The organism is Bifidobacterium callitrichos DSM 23973 (genome assembly GCF_000741175.1).
GTDB classification, from domain to species: domain Bacteria; phylum Actinomycetota; class Actinomycetes; order Actinomycetales; family Bifidobacteriaceae; genus Bifidobacterium; species Bifidobacterium callitrichos.
This window is the reverse complement of record NZ_JGYS01000007.1, coordinates 57,857-84,034: the sequence shown is the minus strand read 5'-3', so window position 1 is coordinate 84,034 and position 26,178 is coordinate 57,857. Positions and strand designations below refer to the sequence as shown.

Annotated in this window: 16 protein-coding genes; 4 read left to right on the top strand and 12 right to left on the bottom strand. The window is 65.6% G+C overall.

Features of this window, described 5'->3' with window-relative positions; translation table 11 throughout:
- Positions 1–285: 285 nt before the first annotated feature.
- From BCAL_RS05390 to BCAL_RS05370, 5 genes are all read right to left on the bottom strand, one after another.
- Positions 286–4,638: a thiol reductant ABC exporter subunit CydD/CydC gene (locus BCAL_RS05390; protein WP_043167596.1), complete on the bottom strand. Its 4,353-nt coding sequence runs from the start codon at positions 4,636–4,638 to the stop codon at positions 286–288.
- Between the two features lie 235 nt (positions 4,639–4,873).
- Positions 4,874–5,716 (bottom strand): ABC transporter ATP-binding protein, encoded by an 843-nt coding sequence (locus BCAL_RS05385; protein ID WP_081887269.1) that lies wholly within the window; start codon positions 5,714–5,716, stop codon positions 4,874–4,876.
- Positions 5,713–6,600, bottom strand: coding sequence for an ABC transporter ATP-binding protein (locus BCAL_RS05380; RefSeq protein WP_081887268.1), 888 nt, complete (start codon positions 6,598–6,600; stop codon positions 5,713–5,715). Before BCAL_RS05380 ends, BCAL_RS05385 begins: the two co-directional genes overlap by 4 nt.
- Positions 6,597–7,409, bottom strand: a complete 813-nt coding sequence (locus BCAL_RS05375) for an ABC transporter permease (RefSeq protein WP_152600432.1) — start codon at positions 7,407–7,409, stop codon at positions 6,597–6,599. Before BCAL_RS05375 ends, BCAL_RS05380 begins: the two co-directional genes overlap by 4 nt.
- Positions 7,406–8,419 (bottom strand): ABC transporter permease, encoded by a 1,014-nt coding sequence (locus tag BCAL_RS05370; protein ID WP_202961946.1) that lies wholly within the window; start codon positions 8,417–8,419, stop codon positions 7,406–7,408. Before BCAL_RS05370 ends, BCAL_RS05375 begins: the two co-directional genes overlap by 4 nt.
- Positions 8,420–8,846: 427 nt before the next feature.
- On the opposite strand from BCAL_RS05370, the gene BCAL_RS05365 reads away from it, so the two are divergent.
- Positions 8,847–10,907 (top strand): cation:proton antiporter, encoded by a 2,061-nt coding sequence (locus BCAL_RS05365; RefSeq protein ID WP_043167593.1) that lies wholly within the window; start codon positions 8,847–8,849, stop codon positions 10,905–10,907.
- 94 nt (positions 10,908–11,001) lie between these two features.
- On the opposite strand, the gene BCAL_RS05360 is transcribed toward BCAL_RS05365, so the two are convergent.
- The gene (locus tag BCAL_RS05360; RefSeq protein WP_043167591.1) at positions 11,002–12,594 is read right to left on the bottom strand and encodes an ABC transporter substrate-binding protein; all 1,593 of its coding nucleotides are present in this window, start codon (positions 12,592–12,594) and stop codon (positions 11,002–11,004) included.
- A 238-nt stretch (positions 12,595–12,832) separates the two neighbouring features.
- Positions 12,833–14,449, bottom strand: coding sequence for a sugar porter family MFS transporter (locus BCAL_RS05355; protein ID WP_081887266.1), 1,617 nt, complete (start codon positions 14,447–14,449; stop codon positions 12,833–12,835).
- A gap of 557 nt (positions 14,450–15,006) precedes the next feature.
- Here BCAL_RS05355 and BCAL_RS05350 point away from each other — a divergent pair.
- Positions 15,007–16,830 (top strand): AMP-dependent synthetase/ligase, encoded by a 1,824-nt coding sequence (locus BCAL_RS05350; RefSeq protein WP_043167589.1) that lies wholly within the window; start codon positions 15,007–15,009, stop codon positions 16,828–16,830.
- A gap of 81 nt (positions 16,831–16,911) precedes the next feature.
- Here BCAL_RS05350 and BCAL_RS05345 read toward each other — a convergent pair whose 3' ends face one another.
- Entirely contained in the window at positions 16,912–17,697 is a 786-nt protein-coding gene (locus BCAL_RS05345) for a hypothetical protein (RefSeq protein WP_043167588.1), read from the bottom strand.
- A 152-nt stretch (positions 17,698–17,849) separates the two neighbouring features.
- On the opposite strand from BCAL_RS05345, the gene BCAL_RS05340 reads away from it, so the two are divergent.
- Entirely contained in the window at positions 17,850–18,536 is a 687-nt protein-coding gene (locus BCAL_RS05340; RefSeq protein ID WP_043167586.1) for a response regulator transcription factor, read from the top strand.
- 371 nt (positions 18,537–18,907) lie between these two features.
- Positions 18,908–20,017 (top strand): hypothetical protein, encoded by a 1,110-nt coding sequence (locus BCAL_RS05335; protein WP_160268304.1) that lies wholly within the window; start codon positions 18,908–18,910, stop codon positions 20,015–20,017.
- Between the two features lie 390 nt (positions 20,018–20,407).
- Here the strand turns inward: BCAL_RS05335 and araA are convergent, their stop codons facing one another.
- The 4 genes from araA to BCAL_RS05315 all read right to left on the bottom strand — a co-directional run bounded on the left by araA (position 20,408) and on the right by BCAL_RS05315 (position 25,934).
- Complete coding sequence (araA, locus tag BCAL_RS05330) at positions 20,408–21,925, bottom strand: L-arabinose isomerase (RefSeq protein ID WP_043167582.1); 1,518 nt, start codon at positions 21,923–21,925, stop codon at positions 20,408–20,410.
- Between the two features lie 273 nt (positions 21,926–22,198).
- Entirely contained in the window at positions 22,199–22,891 is a 693-nt protein-coding gene (locus tag BCAL_RS05325; protein ID WP_043260022.1) for an L-ribulose-5-phosphate 4-epimerase, read from the bottom strand.
- A gap of 59 nt (positions 22,892–22,950) precedes the next feature.
- Positions 22,951–24,594, bottom strand: coding sequence for a xylulokinase (locus BCAL_RS05320; protein ID WP_043166958.1), 1,644 nt, complete (start codon positions 24,592–24,594; stop codon positions 22,951–22,953).
- 218 nt (positions 24,595–24,812) lie between these two features.
- Positions 24,813–25,934 (bottom strand): LacI family DNA-binding transcriptional regulator, encoded by a 1,122-nt coding sequence (locus tag BCAL_RS05315; protein ID WP_043166956.1) that lies wholly within the window; start codon positions 25,932–25,934, stop codon positions 24,813–24,815.
- Between the last annotated feature and the right edge of the window lie 244 nt (positions 25,935–26,178).

The window sequence follows — 26,178 nt, the reverse complement described above, 5'->3', positions numbered from 1 at the left end:
CTTATCCTCTCATCCTCTCATCCTCTCATCGAACGAGACGTGGGTCCCCCCCTACCTCCCCTACCTAACCCCTACCTAACCGACACCTACCTAACCGACACCCACCCAACCGACACAGCCCTCCCCCGGTTCCACCCAGTTCTTCCTAATTCTCCCCGAGTCCCCCTATGCGAGCGTCACTTATTACCGAAATAACCCTTGATCTCGGGAATAAGTGACACTGCCTCGAGCTCAGCGTCACTTATTCCCGAGGAGTGGATTGTTCTCGGGAATTTGTGACGCTGCTTAACGCAGCGAGAGCGTCTGGTCGGCGATGCGCATCGCGGATTCGCGGTGGGAGACGAGAACCACGGCTTTGGCACGGGGGGTCTTGACCGACGACTCCGCGGCAAGGGGTGCCCTAGTGTCCGAGACAGCAGCGGCGCCCGAAACCGCCGTAGCGCTCGGAGTCGTTTGGGGACTGCTCGTGACTTTGCCGCGGGCGAGATCGCGGATCGAACGCAGGATGACGGCCTCGTTGAGGGCGTCAAGGCGACTCGTCGGCTCGTCGAAGAGGACGAGGTCGGCGTCGCGCAGGAACACGCGGGCCAGGCCGATACGCTGGCGCTCGCCTTCGGACAGGCGGTCGCCGAGCTCACCGACGGGGGTGTCGAGGCCCTTGGGCAGCGAATCGATCAGGTCGAGGACGGAGGCCTTGCGGCACGCGTCGCGCAGCAGCTCATCACCCGGACGTACGGAAACGCCACCGGTGTTATTGGTGCCGGTGACCGTCGTCGCGAATGGCGACTCATCACCCGCGCGCACGGGGACATCACCGGAGCGGGAACCGGCGGATCCATCCACAGCGGCGCGAGCTCCCTCCGAGCCGGCGTCACCGGCCCCATTGGCGGAGCGGGGCGAGCTGCCACTCAGCTCCTCCCGAGGGAGAGCCTCCTGCGGGAGGGCGAGGAGGAGATTGTCGCGGATCGTGCCGTCGAACAGGTGCGTCTCCTGACCCATCAGGGCCTGCACGCGGCGGCGGTGATGCGCGTTGACCTGCGGCAACGGGGTGCCGGACATCGTGACCTTGCCGGACTGCGGGTCCCAGTAGCGCATGAGCAGCTTCAGCGTCGTAGACTTGCCGCGGCCGGAGGGCCCCTGGATGCCAAGGATGCCGGTGATCGGAATGTCGAGCGTGAAGTCGTCGAGGACCGGAGCGCCGGCGCGATCATCGGTGCGATCATCGGTCGTGCCCGCGACGGACGCGGAACCGTCCCTACCGCCTCTGGCGCTCGACGGGTAGGCGAAGGTGACGTGGTCGAGTCGCATGCCCTCGTAGTCGGGCGTGTGCTTGCCGGACTCGCGCACCGCGGGCGATTCGTCCATCAGGGCGAACAGACGGCGGGCGGAGGCGAACGTCTGCGTCAGGTTCGCGGGCAGCGCGCTCAGCGCCATCGTCGGACCGAAGGAGCTGGCGAACAGGACGAACGCGACGATGATCGACGGCACCTGCGCAAGGTCGGCGGCGGAGGCGGCGCCGAACGCGGCACGCAGCACGGCCGCGGTCGTCAGGATCAGCACGAGCAGACCGCCGATCGCGGCGAATCGCCCGTTGACGCGGCTCAGATCGGCGTGCTTGCGCCACAGCCGCTTCGTGCGCGCGACGATCGCGGCGACGCGATCCTCGCCGCGGCCGAATCGGATGATCTCGTCCAGACCGCGCATGTCGTCGAGCATCACGTCGTCGAGCGCGGAGGCCTGACGGCGGATCGCCGGGCCGAGGTTGCGCACGCCGGTCGCGAAGAACTTCGGCACGAGCACGCCGATGATCAGGTGCGCGACGATGAGCAGGAGCGCCATCGCCGGGTCGAGCGTGAGCAGCGCGATCGTGTAGGACACGGATGTGACCACGGCGATCGCGACCGGGCTGATCGTGTGCGCGAAGAAGATCTCCAGCAGCTCCACGTCGGTGGTGATCAGGGCGATGAGGTCGCCCTTGCCGTGTCCGGCGAGCTTGGCCGGCGCGAGGCGACGCAGCGCGGCGAACGCCTTCGAGCGGAACAGGGCGAGCAGGTGGAACGCGACGTTGTGGTTGAGGTACTGCTCGACGTAGCGCATGATGCCGCGCAGGAGCGCGCAGACGATCATCGCGATGACGGCGGGCTTGACATCCATCCCCCACACCGGGTGTCCGGCGAGCGCGAACGCGGCGATCATGCCGAAGACCGGCAGGAAGGTGGCGGACAGGTGGCCGATCGCGCCGGTGACGGAGGCGGCGGTCATGAGGCCTGCGAGGGGTTTCGCCTCGTTCAGGAGTCGGGCGATGACCTGTTGCGTGGTCATCGATTCGGCCGGAGCGGTCGGTCGCGGCTTGAGGATTCGGAAGTCGGACTGACGGGTTGCGACGGTGGAGGTGGCATCGGCGGTGGCGGCGGCGGTGGCATCGGCATCAACACCAGCGCCATCGGCGGAATGGGCCGTCCCGGAGGCGGCCTTGTGCTCCTCGATGCGATGGGCGCGCTCCTTGCGACGCTTGGCGACGCCTTCGCCGTCGTAGGAGGGCGGGATGTTTGCGGCGGGCTCGGTCCTGACGGCTTCGGCAAGCTCGGCTTCGCCGACGATCTCTCCCCCGGTCAGCTCCGCTGACGGCTCTTTCGTCACAGGGGGTCGGAAGGCGCCCTCGTCGGTGTCCGTACCGAGGGATTCGATGTCGGCCTGCGTGTGGAAGAGTTCGGCGTAACGACCGCCGGCGACGAGCAGGTCGATGTGGTCGCCGGTCTCGACGGTCTCGCCGTGGTCGAAGACGACGATGCTGTCGGCGCGCACGGCGTTGGCCATGCGATGCGTGATCATGATGACCGTCTTGCCGTGGGTGGCGGCGAGTTCGCGGATCGTGGCGAGGATGAGCTCCTCGCTTTCGACGTCGACGCTGCTGGTCGCCTCGTCGAAGACGACGATCGGCGCGTCGTGCAGGAGCGCGCGGGCGATGGCGATGCGCTGGCGCTGGCCGCCGGAGAGGTTCGCGGCGTCCTGTTCGATGGTCATGTCGAGGCCGTCGGCCTGTGAGCGCACGAAGTCGGCGATGCGTGCCTGTTCGAGCGCCTGCCAGAGGCGGGATTCGACGGCGTTCGCTTCGGTGCCGGTCGATTCGCCCGCGGGCAGGGCCATCGTGAGGTTGTCGCGCAGGGTGCCGGCGAAGAGGTGACTGTGCGCGCCGATCAGCGTGACCGCGCGGGAGAGCGATTCGGCGTCGAGGTGCGAGATCTCGGCGCCGGTTCCGGCGGCGGCCGCGCCGATCGTCAGGGAGCCGGAGTAGCCGGTGATCGTGCCGGCGAGGAGCGCGGCGGCGGTCGACTTGCCGGAGCCGGACAGGCCGACGATCGCGGTGACCTGGCCGGGACGCGCGGTGAAGGTCACGTCGCGCAGGGCGGGCGCCGGGGACGGGGACGGGGAGTCGGATGCACCGGAGGAATCACCCGCATCATAGGAGAAGCCGACGCGGTCGAATCGGACGGTCAAGTCCGTGGCGTCGGCGGGCAGAGATTCGTCGCCGCGCGGCGGTTCGGGCGCGTCAAGGAGCGCGAAGATGCGTTTGGTGGAGGTCATGCCGTTCATCGCGACGTGGAAGTACGAGCCGAGCTGTCGTAGCGGGATGAAGAAGTCGGCGGACAGCAGGGCGATGAACAGCAGTCCGGACAGCGTGATCGGGCCGCCGATCGTGAACGGGAACACGTAGGACAGCGCGTAGCCGACGTACGCGAGCGGGCCGGGCAGGCTGCCGGCCCAGGAAACGAGCGAGACGCCGGCGGCGGCACCGGCGGCGCCCGCCCCCGAGCCGAGCCCGGAGGCGTACTGCCACAGGGCCATGCCGATGCCGGCCGCGGTGCCGCCGTACGCGACGATGTCCATCGCGGACAGGGATCGCAGCTGGATCTGCAGCACGCGCATCGTCATGACGCGGAAGTTCTCGGCCTTCTCGTCCATCTCGCGGGCGGCGCGCTCGTCGGCGTCGAACGCCTTGAGGGTCTCGAGACCCTGCAGGTCGTCGAGGAAGGCGGCGCCCATGTCGGTGTATCGACCCCAGTACTTCTTGAACACGCGGGCGGCGCTCATCGCGACCATGCCGACGATCACGACGATGAGCGGCGCGCATATCAGCAGCGTGAGCGAGGTCGGCAGATTGATCGGGGCGATCACGAGGAACAGGGTGATCGGCGCGATCACCGCGTAGAACAGCTGCGGCAGGAACAGTTCGAAGAACGTCTGGATCTGTTCGATGCCCTCGCCGGCCGACTGGACGATGTCGGCGGTCTTCACGCGCGTGCGGTAGGACGGGCCAAGCGCGAGCATCTTGCGGTAGAGCTTCTCGCGCAGGGCGAGTTTGACGCGTTCGGAGGCTTCGGTGCCGAGTCGCGCGGCGAGCGTGGTCATCCAGAATCGGATGATCGCGCACACGGCGATCATCGCGAGGTAGAAGATGAGGTCGCCGACCATCGGGGCGGATCCGGCCAGTCCCGGCGCGATGGCGTTGCCGAGCAGGGCGACGAGGGCGATCATGAAGCCGATGTTGGCCAGAAGCGCCACCCACAGGCACGCGATCTTGCCCGCCACGAGCCGGCCGATGCCGGGGGCCAGCTGGAACAGTCGCTTATCGAACATTTTTCTTCCCTTCGCGTGTCAAATCCTTCCCACCGTACCGAAAAGCGGGCTTACACGCCAGAGCCGCTTGCAGCGAATCGTTCTCAATAAGGAAAGTGTGAGCCCATCGCACATTCCCGCACAATCGCACATCGCCCGAAATCATTGCGATTCCGCTGTTTTGGCATCCCAAATGTGCGATTGACGACGTGTCAAGGCTCACACTTTCCTTATTGAGAACGATTCGCTGCAAGCCCTATAGCGCAACCTCACGGGCGGCGGCGAGGAGGTCGCCGGAATAGCCGGCCAAAGGCGCGTGGAAGAAGAGGTCGGCGGGGCCGTCGGCGACGATCTGGCCATGGCGCATGACCGCGACCTCGTCGCACACCGCGTTGACGACGCCGAGATCGTGGGTGATGAGCAGCAGCGCAAGGCCCTGCTCGCGGCGAAGTCGGACGAGCAGGTCGAGGATGCCGCGCTGGACGGTCACGTCGAGCGCGCTGGTCGGCTCGTCGGCGACGAGCACGTCCGGCTCGACCGCGAGCGCCCGGGCGATGGCGATGCGCTGGCGCTGTCCGCCGGAGAACGCGCGGGGGCGGCGGGCGAGGATGTCGTCCTCCTCCCCCAGCCCGACCATGGCGAGAAGCCGGCGACATCGCGCGTCGACGACGTCGCGCGGGGGATGCGGGCCCAGCATCCCGTGCAGGATCATGCCTTCGGCGAGGATGCGTCGGATGGTGTGACTCGGGTTGAGCGAGGAGTCGGGGTTCTGGAAGACCATCTGGATGCGCCGGCGCTGCTCGCGCGTGCGACGGATCGGCGCGAGTTCGCGTCCGTCGAGCAGGGAGCGGCCGGCGGCGGGTGCGATGAGCCCGGCGGCGACGCGCGCGAGGGTCGACTTGCCGGCGCCCGATTCGCCGACGACGCCGAGCGCGCCGCCTTGCTTCAGGGCGATCGAGACGTCGTCGACGGCGGCGAACCCGCCGTATGCGACGGTGAACCCGCCGTATGCGACGGTGATGTGGCGCAGTTCCAGAAGCGCTCCGGAGGTCTGACCGCCGGACGCGGCGGGGACGGCGGGGATTGTGTGGTGACTCATCGCGGCTCCTTGCCTTTCCCGGCGGTCGATCCCGTCTCCTCCTCGGCCGCCCCGGTCGGCTTCGCCGACGGATCGGCGGGGATCGGCAGGATCGCGTCGATGAGGCGTTTCGTGTAGTCGTCCTGCGGGTCGGCGAGGATGCGCGCGGTCGGTCCGGTTTCGACGACATGGCCGTCGTGCATGACGATGAGCCGGTCGCACAGGTGCGCGGCGACGCCGAGATTGTGGGTGACGAACAGCATGGTCAATCCCAGTTCGCTGCGAAGGCGTGCGAGCAGGTCGAGGATCTGGCGTTGAACGGTCACGTCGAGCGCGGTGGTCGGCTCGTCGCACAGGAGGACGTCCGGCTGCACGGCGAGCGCGATCGCGATGCCGACGCGCTGGCATTGCCCGCCGGAGAGCTGGCCGGGATACCGGTCGTGCTCGCGCAGCGATTCGGGCAGTCCCAGCGAGATCAGCAGGTCGGCGGCGCGACGACGTGATTCCCGGCGAGCGTTCGGGGAGAATCGGCGGGCGAGTCGGCCGGCATGGCCGGAATCCCCCTGCTCATGGCAGCGCATGACCTCGGCGACCTGTGCGACGACGCCGCACAGCGGATCGAGGGAGGCGACCGGATCCTGGAAGATCATCGCGAGCCGCGGGCGGGCGGACGGCGCAGCTACGGCCGCAGGGTCGGCGATGCGGACGCCTTCGGGCATGAGGCCCATGATCGCGCGCAGGGTCAGGCTCTTGCCCGAGCCGGATTCGCCGACGATGCCGACGGCTTCGCCGCGTGCGACGTCGAACGAAACGCCGTCGACGAGCGGCCTGCCGTCGGCCGTCGCCACGACGCGCAGGTCGCGTACGGCGATCAGGTTGTCGTCACCGCTCATGCGTTCGCTCATGCGTTCCTCCTCATGTCGTTGAGCCCGTCGCCGATCAGGGCGAGGGCGATGCCGACGAGCACGACCGCGCACCCGGGCAGGGTCGACACCCACCAGCGGGTCGACAGGAACGACTGGCCGTCGGCGATCATCGTGCCCCAGTCGGGCGTGGGCGGGGCGATGCCGAGCCCGAGATAGCCGAGCGTGACGATCGCGACGAGCAGGGCGACCATGTCGCTCACCAGCACGGTCACGGCCTGGGACAAGACGTTCGGCAGCATCTGCCGCACGAGGATCGACAGGTCGGAAAAGCCCATCACGCGCGCGGACTCGACCCATTCGGCGCTCGCGAGCGAGGCGGTCGCGCCGGTGACGGTGCGCGCGAAGATGATCCATCCCATGATCAGGAACGTCAAAAAGATGCCTTTGACGCCGGTGCCGGTCACGAACGCGACGACCGCGACGAGCAGATAGAACGGGAACGCGATCAGCGCGTCGGACAGGAGGGTGATCACGCGGCGCGGCCATCCGCCGTAGAATCCGGCGACGAGCCCGGCGGCGGTGCCGATGACGAACGGCGCGGCCTCGACGCCGATCATGAGCGCCAGGTCGATGCGTCCGGCGGCGGCCACGCGCGTGAGGATGTCGCGCCCCAGCTGGTCGGTGCCGAACGGGTGGGCGAGGCTCGGCGGCTGAAGCATCGCGGCGATGTCCTCGGCGATCGGGTCGTAGGGCGAGAGGAACGGGATGACGATGACGGCGAGCGCGATCAGGGCGATCAGGACGAGGCCCGCGACGAGGGTGGGGGCAAGGGTGCGTTTCATCGTCATCTGCCCTCCCGCACGCGGTAGTCGACGAGGCCGGTGGCGATGCGGACCAGAGTGGAGACGATGACGACGCCGAGCGCGCAGTACATGGCGATCGCCTGGATGAGGGGGAAGTCGCGTGCGGTGATCGCGGAGAACAGGAGCGTGCCGACGCCGCGCAGGCCGAAGACCTGTTCGACGACGAGCGTGCCGCCGATGAGGAACGAGATCTTCATGCCGTACAGTTCGAGCGCCGGCATGAGGGAGTTGCGCAGCACGTGGCGGCGGATCGCGCGTTCGGGCAGTCCGGCGGCGCGCAGGGTGGTGACGAAGTCGGCGCCGAGCACGTCGAGGATGCGCGTGCGCAGGGATCTGACGATGAACGGGGTCTGGGCGAGCGCGATCGTGAGCGAGGGCAGCGCCATCGAATAGAGCATGCCGTCGATGCCCGGCTGCGTGCCGCCGACGGGGAAGATCTTGAGCGTGACCGCGAAGAGCAGCACGAACACGAGTCCGACCCAGAATTCGGGCATGCCGAGGGTGATGGTGGGGACCACGCGCACGAGCTGGTCGATCCACGTGCCCTTGTGCAGTGCGGCGGTCATCGCCAGCGGCAGGGAGATCGCGACGACGAGCACGGCCGAGCAGCCGACGAGCCACAGGGAGACGGGCAGCCGGTCGAGCACGAGCGCGCGCGAGGAGGCGTGGTAGGCGATCGACTCGCCGGTGTCGCCCGTGGTGACAATCGTCAGGATGAATGACGTGAACTGACGCCACAGCGGCTGGTCGAGGCCGAGTCGGCGGTGCATGTCGGCGATCTGCTCGGGACGGGCCTTGAGTCCCAGCACCATCTGCGCCGGATCGCCGGGCACGATGCGCACGATGAGGAACACGCCGACGGCGACGAGCGCGATCACGAGCAGCGCGTGCAGGACGACGCCGCCCAGCCAGCGGCCCCAACGTGCCCATCGCGCCCATTGGGTCCATCGCACCCACTGGGCGACGGGTGGTGTTTCACGGCGGGATTGGGTCATGTGGGCCATTGTAGGACTCCCGGCGCGGGGATAATCGCGCATCATCCACGCATCGGCGTGCGCGGGTAGGCTGGCGTGCGCGGGTAGGCTGGCGTGCGCAAGAGGGATGGCACGTAAGGAAACCGTAAGGAACTCGCGGATGCAATGCCTACACGCCGTATGTGTTCCGTTAGTACCGAATGCCCCCCGCACACGCAGTCAATAGCATTCAAAGAGGTGGTCTGTCTCACAATTGCGAAAGATTGTGAACAGTTCCTGGCCCCTTCCGACGAGGGGGCTGTCAGCGAAGCTGACTGGGAGAGAAACAAGACATACCCGCCCAATTCAATTCGATGAGCCACTAGGTCCATGCCCGTATGGGGCCCACTCGGGGATGGCGACGGCACGGTCACGTGCGGGACGGCCCCGAGAAGGAGCACATGGCACGATGGCGAACGCGATACTCGTCACGGAGATCCTCTTCGCAATACTGATCTCCTCGTTCCTCAGCCGGTTCCTGCCCAAGATATCGACCCCTCTCATCCAGATCGCCTTCGGCATCGTCTGGTACTTCACGCCGTCGCTGCAGAACATCCAGTTCGAGCCGGACATGTTCATGCTGCTGTTCATCGTGCCGCTGTTCTACCTTGAGGCGCGCAACATCGACCGCAACGCCCTGGGCAAGGACCTCAACCTGTCGATGTCGCTGGCCGTGGGCCTCGTGCTGGTGACGATGGCGTTGAGCGGCGTCGCCCTGCACGCCATCTGGCCTGCGATCCCGATGATGGCGGCCGTCGCGATGGGCGCGGTCATCAGCCCGACCGACGCGGTGTCGGTCGCACAGCTCGGCGGCGTCGTCAAGCTCACCCCACGCCAGCAGTCGGTGCTCCAGAGCGAAAGCCTGCTCAACGATCCGGTCAGCCTCGTCGGCTTCCAGACGATGCTCGTCGCGCTCGCCACCGGCAAGTTCTCGCCGGTCGGCTTCGGCTGGCAGGTGCTCATGAGCTTCGTGCTCGGCACGCTGATCGGCGCCGTGGTCGGCTGGCTGTTCGACCGCATGGTCCTGACCCTGCGCCGGCACAATCTCGAGGACGTCACCACGCGCATGCTCATGGAGTGCTTCCTGCCGTTCGGCGTGTACCTGATCTCCGAGCACGTCGGCATCTCCGGACTGCTGGCCGTGGTGGCGTGCGGCGTGGTGATCACGTTCCCGCGCACCGGCGTCGGCGGCGACGTGGCGCGCGTCAACCTCGTGTCGAACTCGGTGTGGCATTTCGTCGACTTCACGCTCAACGGCGTCGTGTTCGTGCTGCTCGGCATCGAACTGCCGATCGCGATGCGCACGATCTGGGATGATCCACGCGTGAACCTGTGGGTGGTGATCGGACTGGTCCTGCTGCTGACCGTCCTCACCCTGCTGCTGCGTTTCGCATGGTGCGTGGCGACCCTGCGCTGGGCGAAGGACCTCGTCACCGGCCTGCGCCGCAAGATGACGCCGGAACGCTGGCATTCGGCCGTGGTGATGACCTTCGGCGGCCCGAAGGGCGCGATCTCGCTGGCCATGGCGTTCTCGCTGCCGTATTCGATCGACGACGGCGCGTCGGTGCCGGTGCGCAACATCATCCTGTTCATCGTCTCCGGCTACATCGTCCTGTCGATCCTCATCTCGAACATCATGCTGCCGCTGCTCTCCCCCAAGCCCGAGGACACGTCGAAGGAGGAGTGGGCCAAGCGCGACATCGAGATGCTGCGACGCACGATCGCGAAGATCGTCGACGCGGAGACGCCCGAAACGCACTCGGCGGTCACGCGCGTGCTCAAGAGCTACAACGACCGCATCGAACGAGTCGAGATGAACATCCCGTCGTCCTCACCGCGGGAGGCCAACGAACTGCGCGTACGGACGCTGGAATGGGAGCGCGACTGGCTGCGCAACGCGATCAAGGCGCGGCAGGGCGTGGTCGACCCGGACGAGGAGACACGCACGCAGCTGGAGGGCGCGAAATACCTGCTCGAACACATCGAGGGGGTGCTGGAGCGGCTCGAGCCCGGCGACGCGGGGCACGGGCACGGCCTGTCGTTCCGCCTCGCGAAGCTGCGCCGCCGGTTCATGCCGGTCATCCGCCGCTACTGGGAGGGCGTGGCGCAGCGCACGCCGGGACTTGAGGCCGAACGCACGCGCGCGATCCGCGCCGTGCAGGTGCCGCTGTACAACGACATCATGGAGAAGCTGCAGGACCTGCTCCTCGACCACGTCTACGACGCCGAACTGGTCGCCGAACTGCTCATCGAATACCGCAAGGGTCTCAACCAGATCCTGGACACGTCCATGACGGCGATCCCGATCACGGACGAATCGAAGGTCGAGGCGGTGCGCGCCGACGCGATGCGCATGGAGCTCGACACGATCCGCGAGATGCTCGAGAACCAGGAGATCACCCGCGAGGACGCGCGCCTCATGCGCGCCAACGTCCACCTGATGCAGGCCGAGACCGTGATGGCGCAGTAGCGTCTGCGGCCGCACGACATCGACGAAGGCCCGCCTCCCGGGAATGAGCCGGAAGGCGGGCCTTCGAAGCGGGTCTGAGGATCCGATCAGCCGATCAGCCGATCTTCACGTCCTGGAATCGCACGGAATCGTTCGGCAGAACCTCGAGACCGCTCACGTTCTTGCGCACGGCCTTGACGATGTCCGGCGAGTACAGCGGGATGTACGGCACCTCGTCGGCCAGCGTCTGCTGGATCTTCTTGTACAGGCCGGCGCGCTCGCTGCCATCGGGCGTGACCTGCGCCTGCTTGAGCTCCTTGGTGACCTCGTCGTTGCTGTAGCTGGTCCAGTAGGACTTGCTGAAGCCGTCCGGGTCGGCCTGGAAGTCGATGATCGAATCGGCGTCCGGGTAGTCGGCCTGCGCGGAGTTGATCATGATCTGGTAGTCGTACGCCTTGAAGCGGGAGCGGAAGGTCGCGATGTCGACCGAGTCGATGTCGAGCTTGACGCCGATCTTCGCGGCCGCCGACTGCAGCAGCTGCACGGCCTGCGAGTATGCGTTGTTGCCGGAGGCGAGCAGGATCTTCGCGCTGAAGCCCTGCGGGAACTTCGATTCGGCGAGTTCGGCCTTGGCCTTGTCGAGGTCGTTGTCGACCGGCTTGATCGAGTCCTGCGTGCTGTATTCGATGGCCTTCGGCAGGACGGTCTTCGCGGCCGTGGCGTGGCCGAAGCTCACGGCCTTGGTGACGTCCTCGCGGCTCAGGGCGTAGGCGAGCGCGCGGCGCACGTGCACGTCGGCGAAATGCTCGTCCTTGGTGTTGAAGAAGAACGTGTGGGTGACCCAGCTGCCCGCGGTCTCCACCTTGGTGTCGGCGCCGTTCTCGAGCTCGTCGAGGTTCTCGAGCGCAGGGCTTTCGATGCCGTCGACCTCGCCGGTCTTGAGCTGGTTGACGGCCTGCGTGCCGTCCTCGACGACCTTGTAGACGAGCTTGTCGATGCCCGGCTTGCCTTCCTGCCAGTAGTGCTTGTTCTTCGTGAACGTGAGGTCGCCGGACTTGTCCCAATCGGAGACGACGAACGGACCGGTGCCGACCGGGTTCTTGAAGAAGTCGTCCTCGGACTTGCCGCCGAAGTCCTTCGGCACGATGCCGTTGGAGAAGTTGGCGAGTTCGGCGAGCAACGGGGTGTACGGGCTGTTGAGCTTGATCTCGACGGTGTGATCGTCCGGCGCGTCGACGGAGGCGATGTCGGCGGTCAGCGGCAGGGCGGCGTCCTTCTCGGCCTGATGCTGCTTGATCGAGAAGACGGCGTCGGCGGCGGTCACGTCGGAGCCGTCGGAGAACTTGAGGCCGTCGCGCAGCGTGAACGTGTAGGTCAGGCCGTCGTCGGAGATCTTGTGCGACTCGGCGAGCCAGTCGATGATCTTGCCGTCCTTGTCGAAGCTGACGAGCGGCTCGAACACCTTGTCGATGGCGAACGCGTTGTTCGCGGTGATCTCGGTCCACAGGTTGAGCGAGGTCACGGAGGCGGCGCGCGCGTAGGTGAACGTGGTCTGGGCGCTTGCGTTGGAGCCGGACGCGTTCGCGTCCGCGTCGCTGGATGCGGTGGTGCCGCCGGTCTGCGAGCAGGCTGCGAGCGAGAGCGCGAGCACCGCGGCGAGTCCGGCCGCGAGCGCGCTTCTCAGTCCCTTGTTCTTCTTCGTTCTCATGATTCTTGGATTCTTCCTCTGCTTGATGCTGTTTGGTTGCGCGCAGGTCGGGCATGCGGCGCATGGCACATGACCCATGGCACATGACCCGGAGCGCGCAGCAGTCATGCGCAATAGTAAACGCCTATCATGCCGCGGTGCAATCGCGACGCGATAGGCGTTCCTTCTAGCGGGCTATAGCCCGGTTTCGCATCCGTTCCCACCTATGTATCGAACATCCGGTTTCCGGACGCGAAGGCTAGCGGGCCTTCTGGGCGGCGACGAGCGCCTCGGCGGCGGCCTTGGTCGCGATCGCGCGCTCCTTGGCGCGGCGGGCGCGGGCGAGTTCGGCTTCTGCGGCTTTGATATCGGCCTCGGCCTGCTTCAGATCGGCGGTGGCGCGCACGACCTCCACCTGCGCGTTGGACTGCTCGCCCTTCGGCTTCCACAGCTCGGCGATCTCCTCGAGCGTCTTGTCCTTCGTCTCGGGCACGAACGTGACGACGCCAAGGAAGCACAGAAGGTTGGTGCAGGCGAACACGAGGAACGTGCCCATGCCGCCGATCGAGTTGATGAGCATCGGGGTGAACTGACCGATCGCCCAGTTGGTGGCCCACAGGAACACGGTGCAGATGCCGGTGGCGCGGCCGCGCAGGTAGGTCGGGAACAGCTCCGGGATCATGATCCACGGGATCGGGCCCATCGAGAACGCGAACGCGGAGGTGAAGCACATCACGAAGATGAGCATGAGCAGCTGGTAGTTGTTCGCGTACGAGAACGAGATGCCGAGCGCGAACAGAACCATGAGGCCCGAGCCGACGGCCATGAGCTTCTTACGGCCGGCGGTGTCGATCAGGTACATGCCGACGACGGTGAACACGAGCTCGATGCCGCCGACGAGCGAGGAGGCGAGGAACTCGGTGTTGCCGCCGAAGCCCATGTGGCTGAACATGACCGGGCCGTAGTAGGAGATCGCGTTCATGCCGATCGCCTGGTTGAAGATGGCCAGGAAGATGCCGATGAGCAGGGCCTTGCGCAGACCGGGCTTGAACAGGTCGGAGAAGCTCGCGTTGGCCTTCTTCTCCTCGGCGATCTGCAGCTGGATCTCCTCGACGTCGCGACGTGCCTTGTCGGAGCCGCTGATGCGCTCGAGGACCTTGTAGCCCTCCTCGACACGTCCGGCCTGCACGAGGAATCGCGGCGACTCCGGGGACAGCCACAGGGCGGCGACGAAGATCGCGGCCGGGATCGCGCCGATGCCGAGCATCCAGCGCCAGCCGGAGGCGACTCCCCACTCGTGGGAGCCGGAGGAGGCGATGAAGTAGTTGATGACGTTGGTCAGGAAGATGCCAGAGATGGTCAGCAGCTGGTAGGCGGAGGTCAGCGCGCCGCGGATGTTGGTCGGCGCGGATTCGGTGATGTACGTGACGGCGAGCGCCGCGGCCAGACCGATGCCGACACCGCCGATGATGCGGGCGAGGATCAGCGTGAACGGACTGAACGTGAACGCGCTCCACAGGGCGGCGACGAAGAAGAACGCACCGCCGAACATGAGGATCTTGCGACGGCCGTACTTGTCGGACAGGAATCCGGAGAAGCCTGCCCCGATCACGCCGCCGATCATGATGGAGCTGATGACGAGGCCCTGCAGCGCGGGGCTGAGCGCGTACTTCTCCTGCAGGAAGTCGATCGCGCCCGAAATGGATACGGTGTCGTATCCGTAGAGCAGACCGGCGAGGCCTGCGCTCAGTGCGAGGCCAACGATGTATCGGCCGGAACCGCGGCGCTGATGGTCGTCGGCTTCCTCCACCGGGGTGACCGATGCGACTTCGGTCACCGCATCTTCCTGTGCAGCTTTCGATACTGCCTTGTTCATGGCAACGTCCTTACGTACTACTTGGTTCTTCCTCTGCTTGCTGTGCGACTGTAAGCGCTTTCCCTGCGTGGCCGTTTCTTCAAGTCTTCAAGCAAACTCGAGGTCGTTAACGCTAACATACAATCGCCGAAATGACATGATAGTATGCGGTCCGCCATTCACAGGCCCAAAAGAGACCTCTTGAACAAACTGTTGCCAAACTGTTATACGAGGGGAACATGCGGACTGACGCCCGGGACCCACGGACCCCGCAGGCCACGAGCCCATGCTCGCACGAGCATCGCATTCCCGATCCGATCCGCCGGCCCCGGCTTGAATCGGCCCGCCGATCGGACGGCGGCACAATCGCACGCCGCCGGCCCCGGCTGGACCCGCACAGTTGTGGCTTCGCACAAAAGCGGCATCGCATGTTGTGGCATTGCGCACAATACGGCGCAACCTACGGGCGCGTAACCTCGTTGACAACATGGCGGGGAGCGTCAACGCGCATGATGACGTACGGCGACGCGCGGCAGGCCCTCCCCGCCGCCGAAACGTACGTACGTAAGGAACGTGGAATGCTCACCGAATACACCACCCCCGGCTCGTCGATCGAGCTCAAGGACGACCAGACCATCTACTCCCTACTCACCGCGCGACTCGAGCGCACCGGCGAGGACACGGTCATCGCCGAGAAGAAGCTCGGCCCCGGCCGCTGGCAGAACGTCACCACCGGCGAGTTCCACCGCATGGTCGTCTCCGCGGCGCGCGGCCTGATCGCCCTGGGCATCGGCAAGGGCGATGCCGTGACGATCTTCTCCTCGACCCGCCTCGAATGGGGCGTGCTCGACTTCGCGATCGCCGCGATCGGGGCGGTCAGCGTGCCGATCTACGACACCGACTCCGCCGCACAGGCCGAACGCATCATGAACGACTCCGATGTGAAGCTCGCCTTCGCCGACGACCGCGAGCGCTTCGATCGTCTCGACTCGGTCAAGGACCACTGCCCGGCCCTGAAGCAGATCCTCATGATCGAGGGCAACGCGCTGGGCGCGCTGGAGGGTCTCGGCGTCACCGTGTCGGACGAGGAGCTGGACGAGCGCGTCAAGTCGGTCGGGATCGACGACCTCGCGACGATCGTCTACACGTCCGGTTCGACGGGCGCGCCGAAGGGCGTGGAACTCACGCACCGCAACTTCGTGTCGATCACGCTCGCCGCAAGCGAGGCGCTGCACGAGATGATCCTCGACGATCATCCGCGACTGCTGCTGTTCCTACCGCTGGCCCACTGCTTCGCCCGATTCATCCAGTACGCGTCGATCGCCTCCGACGACGGCGTGGTCGGCTACCTGCCGGACACGAAGTCGCTGCTGCCGGATCTGCGCTCGTTCGAGCCGACGTATCTACTGGGCGTGCCACGCGTGTTCGAGAAGGTGTACAACGCGGCCTCGCACAAGGCGGGCGCCGGCTGGAAGGGTCGCCTGTTCCTCAAGGCGGCGGACGCGGCGATCGCGTGGAGCCGCGAGGAGCAGGCGGGCGAGAAGCACACGCTGCGCGAGATCGCCGACCACGCCCGCTACGAGGCGCTCGTCTACCGCACAGTGCGCGGCGCGCTGGGCCCGAAGATCAAGTACGTGGCGTGCGGCGGCGCGCCGCTTTCGCTCGACCTCGCGCATTTCTACAACGGCATCGGCCTGCCGATGATCCAGGGCTACGGCATGACCGAGACGGCCGCGCCGTTCGCCGCCACGCGTGTAAGCGACAACGTGATCGGCACGGTCGGCCAGCCCGCGCCCGGCTCCTCGGTGCGCATCGCCGAGGACGGCGAGCTGCAGGTCAAGGGACCGAACGTGTTCCGCGGCTACCACAACCTGCCCGACAAGACCGCCGAGGCGTTCACCGCCGACGGATGGCTCAAGACCGGCGACCTCGCGTCGATCGACGACGAGGGTCGCATCGCGATCACCGGCCGCAAGAAGGACATCATCATCACGGCCGGCGGCAAGAACGTCTCCCCAATCCCACTGGAGGAGGAGATCGCCAAGTGCCCGATCGTCGAGCATGCGGTGGTGGTCGGCGACCAGCGCCCGTTCATCGGCGCGCTGGTGACGCTCGACCCGGAGGCGCTGGCCCTGTGGCTGCCCGCCCACGGCCTGTCGATCGACACGCCGATCGACCGCCTCGCGACCAACGCCGCCGTCCACGACGAGATCCAGCGTTACGTCGACAAGGCCAACGCGACGGTCTCGCGCGCCGAGTCCGTGCGCAAGTTCGTGGTCCTCGACACGCAGCTGACGCAGGAGAACAAGTGCCTGACCCCCTCGCTCAAGGTGGTGCGCCCGGCCGTCAACCGCGTCTTCGCCGACGTCATCGAACACGACCTCTACGCCGGCAAGCGCTGAGCGCGCCGGAGCACAGCAATAGCCGCACGGATAGGGGTGAGACAACGCAACGATGCCCCGCCCCTATCACATAACCTCGGATCAGCCTGCGGAGTAGAACACCTCGTCGTACGGCATGATCACCTTCGATCGCCCGCCGGAGGCATTGCCGACCTCCTTGCCGCCGCGGGCGGCACCGGCCGCGTCCTCCTCAGGCACGGGCGGGCGATGCTTCAACACATATGTCCCGTCGAACGAATCCTCGCGGGCGATGCTGCGCGCGAACCGCTTGTCGGCGGTGACGACGTCACCGGAACGCCACCACCATTCGCGGATCTGCCCCTTGCCGTCATGGTGGATGACGACATGCCGGGAGCTATTGGGACTCTCGGCCCACGTCGCGTCGATGTTGGGATCGAACCACAGGACCCGCACCGATACGCCCGTGGAATCGACGTTCCCCGCATCAGCGCCATCCTGCGCTGAACGATACGGTCCGACGCCCTCGACATACAGGCGCAGAATGGATTCGCGGCCGGCTCGCACATCCGCGACAAACTTGGAGATCCGCTCATCCTCGGGCCCGCCGAGAACATACCATGGATACGACGAGTCCTCCCCCGGATCGGCGGAGTATGCACGCCAGCCGTATTCGGCCCGACCGCCATACACGTACCCTCTGTCCTTCAGCTGGCTGACGGTGACGGATTGGTCGAGCGCGGACAGTTCATCGTAGATCCGCTGCGAGGTCATACGCGTTGCGCGCTGCCAGACGAACGCGCCGGTGACAATCACCGCGAACGTGAGGAACGCGGCGAGCAGCCACCACCATGTGGGCCGCGCAGACAGCCGATCCGTCATCCTTCCCGTCATAACGTCCTTGTTCATCACGACCTCCTTTCGTGTGATCTTTCGTAAGGACCAGATCCCTACACCGATGATTCAAGCCTATGCGTTCCCGGCCGCCGCCGGACAGCAGACGACATGCACCGAATGACATGGGCTATCGGGCGGCGTGTCACCGGCCGTAGACTTGGGTCATGGATCGAAGCAGCGCATCTCACGGCAAGGGACGACAACGAATCGTCATCGCCATCGTCGACAACGATCGTATGGCGCTGATGGCACTGTCCGCGTTGCTCACACGCGAAGGATTCACGATCCGTTGGACCGCGCAGCTGGGCGCGGCCGCGATCCAACGCTGCATCCGCGCCGATGATCGTCCCGACGTGCTGCTCGTCGACATGGCGCTCGCCGACATGACCGGCGTGGACGTGTGCCGCACCGTACGCCGCTGGACGCCGTCCATGACGATGATCGGCGTGACCGCCTACGATCCGGATGTGTATTGTGACGCCGCGATGGCCGCCGGTGCACGGCAGGTCATCAGCAAGGACGACATAGCCGGCATCGCGCGAGCCATTCGCGATGCGGCACCCGCAGGAGACCCTCGCCCATTCACCGATGCGGATGCCGTCGTCGGCATCACTATTCCATCAGAACCGTCTGATCCCGAGCCGGAACCTGAACGGTCGTTCGCGTTGTCGCGCCAGCAGACCGACATCATGCGACTGTATGCGGACGGGCATTCCACCGAGCAGGTCGCGGACGCGCTCGGCATCTCCAAGGGCACGGTCTTCGCGCAGGTCGCACGCGTCCGCGAGAAGCTGCATGCGCGCGATCGCAACGAGGCGGTGGCACTGTGCCGTCGATACTTGAGAATGTGAGGGCGGTGATCATGCGGAGGCAATCATCACGGATATCCTCATCGGAATCGTCGTCCCGACCTGATCGCGATCATCACGCACGACAATCCGTCAACGAGCAATCCGTATCGGTCGATTCCTCTCTGGCCGTCATGCCGCTCGGGGCATTGCTCGCGGACTGGCGTACGCGGGTGCTGCTCGCCTGTTCGTCGCTGCCGGTAGCGGTCGAAACGACGTATCTGATGATGCGGGGCGAAGCCGGGAACGGGGACGCGGCCGTCGCGTTCGCTCTGCTAACGGTCACGGCATGTCTGCTGATGGCGTTGACGCCGCGACTCGGCGGGTGGGCGATCGTCGTGTTGTGGACCGCCCGATGCGTCATGCCTCAGGCTGTGGCGTTCTCGATCCTGTTCCCGTTGCTCATGGCGGTGACGGTGATGGCGTACCTGCGCACCGGCCCGTCGCTGCTCGCGTCGGTGATCGCCGAAATCGCGGCGGCGGCGCGCATATGGCTGTATCCGTGGGATACGACGGTGCTCGCCACGGTGTGCGCGACGGCGGCATTGCTGATGGTAGCGCTGTGGATCGGGTCGTCGATGCACGGTCAGGAGCAGCGCGAACAGGAACGTCGCGAGCGGGCGATGCTGCTACGGCGACTGGGCGATCAGCGTCTGGCCGAGCAGCTGCATCATTCGGTGGCGAACGATCTGACGACGATTCTGCTGCTCGCGCGGCAAGCACGATCGGCGTCGGAAGAGGTCACCGCCACGAAGATGGAAGGTTCGGCAGATCCCGAGTACGAGCCGCGAGCCCTATCGCTTGACGACGATCAGCTTGTCACGCTTATCGAACGGACCACTGAAGAGTCGCTGGTCAAGGTACGCAGGCTGATCGCGGGACTGGATCGGTTGACGGAGCCCGCCGTCGATACGGCATCCGGCAGGAGCTCGACGTCCATCTCGTCATTCCATGGAGGAGATGACGAGAGGAGGCATGCGCCGGCCGGATTCAGCATCCGAAGCATCAGCCGTTTCCGCGATTCCCTCACAACGCAAGTCGGGAGTCCGTCCTCTCCGACTTCCCCGATCTCCCTGGCCTCCCTGACCCATGAGGAACTGGAGTCTCTGACGGAGGGATATCGCGCCCAGCTACGCGGCATCGGGTTGGAAGGCGAGTTTCTGATTGCCGGCGCTTCATCGGTCGAGTGCTCGGAGGATTGCCGGGAGGCATTGCTGTCCGTATTGCGGGAGATCGTCGGCAACATGATGAAGTATGCGAATCCATCCGGCGCGTACTGCATCGCACTGACGATCGACAATGGACGAGCGACGCTGTCCGCTTCCAACGCCGTCGATGATACCGACCTGTCCGATGGCACCGGGCTATCCGCCGGAACCGGACTACTTCGCTGCCGGCAGAGCGCGCTGCGACTCGGCGGCGAGTTCGAGGCCTCCCTCGCCGACGGCCTCTGGACCGGTCTACTCGTCCTGCCGTTAGTCTGACGCGGGATGATCCCGCGAGAGAGAGATCGTTGGTATCTTATGACTGGAATCTCTCGCACGTTTGGTGCTTTGCGGGAGGTAGATGCCGTCACGGGAATAAAACCTCTCACTCATAGCTTCTTAACGAGAGGTTTCCTATCCACAATGTCGGAAACGGCTCGCGGAAAGGGGTATCAGCGAGAGACGATTGTCATCAGGTGACGAATATCTCTCGCTGAGCATCCATGAGCGAGATATTTTCGTCATTTCTATTCCGTCATGGCTCGCCGAACCATGTGCCACCGAGAGACGACGGACAGGAAGGACAGGAACCGCTCGCAAAACCGTGAAGGGCCCGACTCCCCTAATGGGGAATCGGGCCCTTCACGTGGTTACTAACAGGTCAGCCGATCAGTGACGGTTGTCGAGACGGTGGACCATCTCGGACAGCTCCAGCTCCTTCTCGAACTGGCGGGCGGTGGTGTTCTCGTCGATGACGGCGAGCTCGACGCCGGCGATGCGGGCGAAGTCCTCCCAGGCCTCACGACCGACGGAGGTGGTCATGCAGGTGTGGTGGGAGCCGCCGGCGGTGATCCAGCACTGGACGGCGGTCTTCAGGGACGGCTTCGGCTCCCAGACGGCGCGGGCGCACGGAAGCTCCTTGAGGGAGCCCTGCGGCTCGACGACGTCGACGACGTCCATGAGCAGGCGGAAGCGCTCGCGCACGTCGGACATGGAGACGACGACCGCGTCCTTCTTCGGCTTGCCAGAGAAGACGAGGCGGACCGGGTCGGCCTTGCCGCCGATGCCGAGCGGGTGGATCTCGAGCTTCGGCTTGGCGATGGTGCCGATGGACGGGGAGACCTCGAGCATGTGGGAGCCCATGTCGAGCTCATCGCCCTCGGTGAAGTTGTAGGAGTAGTCCTCCATGAGGGAGGCGCCACCCTCAAGGCCGTAGCCCATGACGGCGCCGATGCGCACGAGGACGGCGGTCTTCCAGTCGCCTTCGGCGGAGAAGCCCCAGCCGTACTCGGACGGGAAGCGCTGCGGGCCGACGCCCGGCAGCTGCGGGAGGGCGCCGAGGTCCTCGAAGTTGTCGACGCCGGCGGTGCAGCCGTTGGCGCGCATCATGTTGACCATCGCGGCCTCTTCCTTGGCGGCGATGTACAGGGAGTCGTACTTGGCGTCGAGCAGGGCCGGGTCGACGTCGTACTTGGCCTTGTAGTCCTCGATGATCTCCTTGACCTGATCGTCCTTGACGGCCTCGTACGCGGCGACGAGCTCGTTGACGGCCCAGGTGTTGATGGAGGCGCCGAAGACGCGCTCGGCCTCGGTCTTGTCGCCCTCGGTGACGGCGACGTTGCGCATGTTGTCGCCCCAGCGCATGACCTTCATGTTGTTGGAGGCGTCCCAGCCAGCGCAGGCGCGGGCCCAGGTGCCGACCTTCTCGGCGACCTCCGGGTCGGTGTAGTGGCCGACGACGATCTTGCGCTTGATGCCGAGGCGGGAGACGATGTAGCCGAACTCACGGTCGCCGTGGGCGGCCTGGTTCAGGTTCATGAAGTCCATGTCGATGGTCTCCCACGGGATCTCCTTGTGGTGCTGGGTGGCCAGCTGCAGCAGCGGCTTGGTCAGCACTTCGAGGCCGCGGATCCACATCTTGGCCGGGGAGAAGGTGTGGCACCAGGTGATCACGCCGATGACGTTCGGGTTGGCGGACGCCTCGACCATGAACTCCTTGACGCCGTCGGAGGACTTCAGGGTGGGCTTCAAGACGATCTTCGCCGGGATCTTGCCGGTGTTGTTCAGGTAGTCGACCATTTCGGCGGAGTGGATGGCGACCTGACGCAGGGCCTCCTCGCCGTACAGGTCCTGCGAGCCGACGCCGAACCAGATTTCCTTGCCCTCGAACGGGTTCTCCATAACCATGAGTTACTTCCTTTACTTCGTTGTGATGGATTGGATCACGTTCTGGCCCGGCGTGGCGGCCGAGCCAAAAGTCTTTTGTTGTTTGTTGAGTTTGTTGGTCGGTGAGCCTCTCCCCCACCCGCTTCCGCGAGAGCCCCTCTCAGAGAGGGTCGGAGGAAAGGTCAGTGCTGACGTAGTCAGCGGTGGCCTGGCGCGTGTGTCCGCAAGGCGCACCGAGGGAAGGCGTGCGAAGGCACGTCGACCGAGGAGCAACGCCGCGGACACTCCGCCAGGTCAGTGCTGACCGTAGACGTTCTGGTAACGGTCGTTCAGCTTATCGATGTCCTCCTGCGGGATCTCGATGATCTCACCGAGCTGACGCGCCGCCCACATCGTGTGCGCCACCTCCTCGGTCATCGCCGCCGCCTTCACCGCAGCCTCAGCATCCTTGCCGATCGTGAACGGACCATGGTTCTGCATCAACACAGCCGGAGACTTCGGATACTTCGCCAGCGTCTCCACCACGCCCTTGCCGATCGCCTCCGAACCGATCAGACGGAACGGACCCACCGGCACCGGACCACCGAACTCATCACCCATCATCGTCAGACCACACGGAATGTTCTGACCCGTCGCAGCCCACGCCGTCGCATAAGTGGAATGCGTGTGCACCACACCATACACGCCCGGCATGTTGCGATAGATGTACGCATGCGACGCCGTATCCGAGCTCGGCGCCTCGGAGCCGTCGACCACGTTGCCCTCGAGATCGGTGACGACCATCGAGTTCGGCGTCAGGTTCTCATAACGCACGCCCGACGGCTTGATCACCATCAGATCCGCCGTGTGCAGACGCTGCGACACATTGCCCGCCGTCCACACGACCAGATTCCACTTGATCAGCTGCTGGTGCAGATTCGAGACCACCTCACGCACCTGCTTGACCTCGGCACGCACCTCCGGACCATAATCAGCCAAAGTAGCCATTGTTGGTTTTCCTTTCCACTGTGATGGATTGACGATTGATCTAAATCTAAATACGTTGCTTACTTGTCTTCGAGATCGATGGACTCGATCGCGGTGTGCTCGATGGGCAGGCCCTTCGAGAAGCGGGCGAAGAAGTCCTCGAAGCCGACGACGTCACGGGCGTCGGGCTCCTCGGTGGTGGACCGCGCGTCCTTGAACACACGGCCGTCGAGGTAGTCGGCGAGGTTGGTGTGATCCTCGTTGGTGTTCCACAGGTAGTCGGCGAGCACTGCCATGCCCCATGCGCCGCCTTCAGCCGCGGTGGACATGACCTTGATCGGGGTGTTGAACGCGGCGGCGAGGATCTTCTGCGCGACCTTCGGGGTGGTGAAGATGCCGCCGTGGCCGACGAGGGAGTCGATCTGGACGTGCTCCTGCTTGGTCATGACGTCCATGCCGATCTTCACCGGGGAGAACGCGGAGAACAGCTGGGCGCGCATGAAGTTGCCGAGGGTCATATTGGCCTCGGGGCTGCGGGCGAACAGCGGACGGCCTTCGGGCAGGCCGGCCAGGAACTCGCCGGAGCGGAACGGGTAGTTGATCAGGCCGCCGCAGTTGGCGTCGACGTCGTCGGCGATGGCGGCACGGAACAGCGTGCCGTAGAGCGTGCCGGCGTCGACCGGCTGGCCGAGGGCCGCGGCGAACTGGCCGAACAGGCCGACCCAGGCGTTGAGGTCGGAGGTGAAGTTGTTGGCGTGGCTCATGCCCGCGAGATCGCCGGCCGGGGTGGTGACGAGGTCGACTTCGGGGTGCAGGGCCTTGAGCTTGTGCTCGAGGACGACCATCGCGAAGATCGAGGTGCCGGCGGAGACGTTGCCGGTGCGCACGCGCACGGAGTTGGTGGCGACCATGCCGGTGCCGGCGTCGCCCTCCGGCGGGGCGAGCACGATGCCGGGCTGCAGCACGCCGGACGGGTCGAGGAGCTTGGCGCCTTCGGCGGTCAGCTCGCCGGCCGGGGTGCCGGCGACGAGCGGCTCGGGCAGCAGGTCCTCGAGCTTCCACGGCTGGGCGGCAACCTCGGGCAGGGCGTCGAACTGCTTGACGAACTCGGTTTCGTAGGTGTGGGTGGTCGGGTCGATCGGGAACATGCCGGAGGCGTCGCCGACGCCGAGCACTTTGCGGCCGGTGAGCTTCCAGTGGACGTAGCCGGCGAGCGTGGTGAAGTACGCGACCTTGGAGACGTGCTCCTCCTTGTTGAGGACCGCCTGGTAGAGGTGGGCGATGGACCAGCGTTCCGGGATGTTGTACTGGAAGAGCTGGGAGAGCTTCTGATGCGCTTCGGAGGTGTTGGTGTTCTGCCAGGTGCGGAACGGCACGAGCAGTTCGCCGTTCTCGTCGAAGGCGAGGTAGCCGTGCATCATCGCAGAGAAGCCGATGTGGCCGACATGGGTGAGCTTCTCGCCGTACGCGGTCTCGACGTCGTTGGCCATGGACGCGTATGCGGACTGCAGGCCCTTCCAGATCTCCTCCTTGGAGTAGCTCCACAGGCCGTCCTCCAGATGGGAGGCCCAGCCGTAGTCGCCGGAGGCGATGGTCTTGTAGGTGTCGTCGATGAGGACGGCCTTGATGCGGGTGGAACCGAATTCGATGCCCAGCGAGGTCTTGCCGGCGCGGATCTTCTCGGCGATCGCGGCGACCTGCTCCGAATCGTTCGTTGCTGCCATTGTGTTGTGACTCCTCACTGACCGGCCGGCCATCACCGCCCGATCGTCGTCCTGCGGGCGTTGGTCCAGCCCCTCATCGGGCAGGCTGTTAACGCTCACAATTTCCGTGCTCCATTGTACAGACTGGACCGATGGAACTCAACCTCGTCGTGTCTTGTCCGATAACGGTTTGATAACAGACCCCAATTCGACCTTATAGCGCCGTTTACGAACGCCGCTCACATCACGCGGGGCGGGACGGGGCCGAGCGAGATGCGGTCGCACACCTTGGCCGGCACCAGCCCGACTCCATGCTGCGAGTTGGGCAGCTGGGGCGACGGCTCCTCCCCCAGCAGACGCAGGACCTCCTTCATCGCGGCCGTGCCGAGCCCCTCGAAATCGGGGCGCACGGTGGTCAACGGCGGATACATGTTGTCCATTGCGGTCATGTCGTCGAATCCAACGAGGCTCACATCCTGCGGGATGCGCAGACTGTGCTCGTGCAGCGCGCGCGCCACGCCCACCGCCTGACTGTCATTCGCCGCGACGACCGCCGTCGGCAGCTTCGCGCCGGTCACGCCGGCCGTATCGATCAGACGATTCATCTTCGCGTACGCCTCGCTCGACTCCCACGTGCTGCAGCGCATCACCTGCGTCTGGATCGACTCCTCGGCCGACAGCGTCTCCCACGCGGTCAGTCGCGTCGCGGCGTCACGCCATTCGGACGGGCCCGCCAGATACAGGACGCGGCGATGCCCGGCCGACTTGACCAGACGCATCACGTCCTTCATCGCACCCCACTGGTCGATGCCGACGAACGACGTGCGCTTCAGCCCGTCATCGGGGATCAGTGAACGCGCCTCGCGCATGCTCATCCCGCCGTGTGTCGACGTGACGATGACGCGCGGCTGGCTGACGCGCGCGCGGCAGGCGACGTCGAGCATCACGTCGGTCGGCGTCAGGAAGATAAACGCGTCGACGTTCTGCTCGTTGAACGTGTCGACGAGATTGTCGAACTCCTGCTGCGTACACAGCGCCTCGTGCACCATCATCACGCTCATGAACAGGCCGTGGCTGCGGGCGATCGACTCGATCGACGAGATCGCGGAGATCGGGCCGTAGAACTTGAGGCCGCCGGCGATCAGGCCGATCGTGCGCGACCGTCTGGAGGCGAGGGCGCGCGCGGAGTTCGACGGACGATAGCCGAGCTCGCGGATCGCGGCCTTGACTCGGGCGCGGGTCGTATCGGAGACGTCCGGGGAGTTGTTGATGACGCGTGACACCGTCTGGTGACTTACGCCTGCGAGCTTGGCGACCTCGAACATCGAGGGACGTTTGTTCGAACTGCGGCTGGAACCCATACCTCTTCTCCTTCCGCGCGGCATTGCACTGACGGCACATTACGGCACCGACGGCCTTAGGGCTCCAGCTTATCGCGAACGCGTAGACGACACAGTGAGCGCTCACAGGATACTCGGAATATGTTCGGTTTCGTTCGTTTCGCCAAGTTCCGTCGTGGGCCGCGGTGAGGCGGAATCCGCTGGTCGTGACACGCTCAAGGCCGCTCGGCCGTACCCCTGCTGTGCCGCTCAACGCAATTTTCAG

What these genes read in the sequence shown, in the direction of transcription:
- BCAL_RS05390 (WP_043167596.1), bottom strand. Translation starts at nt 4,638, where the DNA reads ATGTTCGATAAGCGACTGTTCCAGCTGGCCCCCGGCATCGGCCGGCTC.
- BCAL_RS05385 (WP_081887269.1), bottom strand. Translation starts at nt 5,716, where the DNA reads ATGAGTCACCACACAATCCCCGCCGTCCCCGCCGCGTCCGGCGGTCAG.
- BCAL_RS05380 (WP_081887268.1), bottom strand. Translation starts at nt 6,600, where the DNA reads ATGAGCGAACGCATGAGCGGTGACGACAACCTGATCGCCGTACGCGAC.
- BCAL_RS05375 (WP_152600432.1), bottom strand. Translation starts at nt 7,409, where the DNA reads ATGACGATGAAACGCACCCTTGCCCCCACCCTCGTCGCGGGCCTCGTC.
- BCAL_RS05370 (WP_202961946.1), bottom strand. Translation starts at nt 8,419, where the DNA reads ATGACCCAATCCCGCCGTGAAACACCACCCGTCGCCCAGTGGGTGCGA.
- BCAL_RS05365 (WP_043167593.1), top strand. Translation starts at nt 8,847, where the DNA reads ATGGCGAACGCGATACTCGTCACGGAGATCCTCTTCGCAATACTGATC.
- BCAL_RS05360 (WP_043167591.1), bottom strand. Translation starts at nt 12,594, where the DNA reads ATGAGAACGAAGAAGAACAAGGGACTGAGAAGCGCGCTCGCGGCCGGA.
- BCAL_RS05355 (WP_081887266.1), bottom strand. Translation starts at nt 14,449, where the DNA reads ATGAACAAGGCAGTATCGAAAGCTGCACAGGAAGATGCGGTGACCGAA.
- BCAL_RS05350 (WP_043167589.1), top strand. Translation starts at nt 15,007, where the DNA reads ATGCTCACCGAATACACCACCCCCGGCTCGTCGATCGAGCTCAAGGAC.
- BCAL_RS05345 (WP_043167588.1), bottom strand. Translation starts at nt 17,697, where the DNA reads ATGAACAAGGACGTTATGACGGGAAGGATGACGGATCGGCTGTCTGCG.
- BCAL_RS05340 (WP_043167586.1), top strand. Translation starts at nt 17,850, where the DNA reads ATGGATCGAAGCAGCGCATCTCACGGCAAGGGACGACAACGAATCGTC.
- araA (WP_043167582.1), bottom strand. Translation starts at nt 21,925, where the DNA reads ATGGTTATGGAGAACCCGTTCGAGGGCAAGGAAATCTGGTTCGGCGTC.
- BCAL_RS05325 (WP_043260022.1), bottom strand. Translation starts at nt 22,891, where the DNA reads ATGGCTACTTTGGCTGATTATGGTCCGGAGGTGCGTGCCGAGGTCAAG.
- BCAL_RS05320 (WP_043166958.1), bottom strand. Translation starts at nt 24,594, where the DNA reads ATGGCAGCAACGAACGATTCGGAGCAGGTCGCCGCGATCGCCGAGAAG.
- BCAL_RS05315 (WP_043166956.1), bottom strand. Translation starts at nt 25,934, where the DNA reads ATGGGTTCCAGCCGCAGTTCGAACAAACGTCCCTCGATGTTCGAGGTC.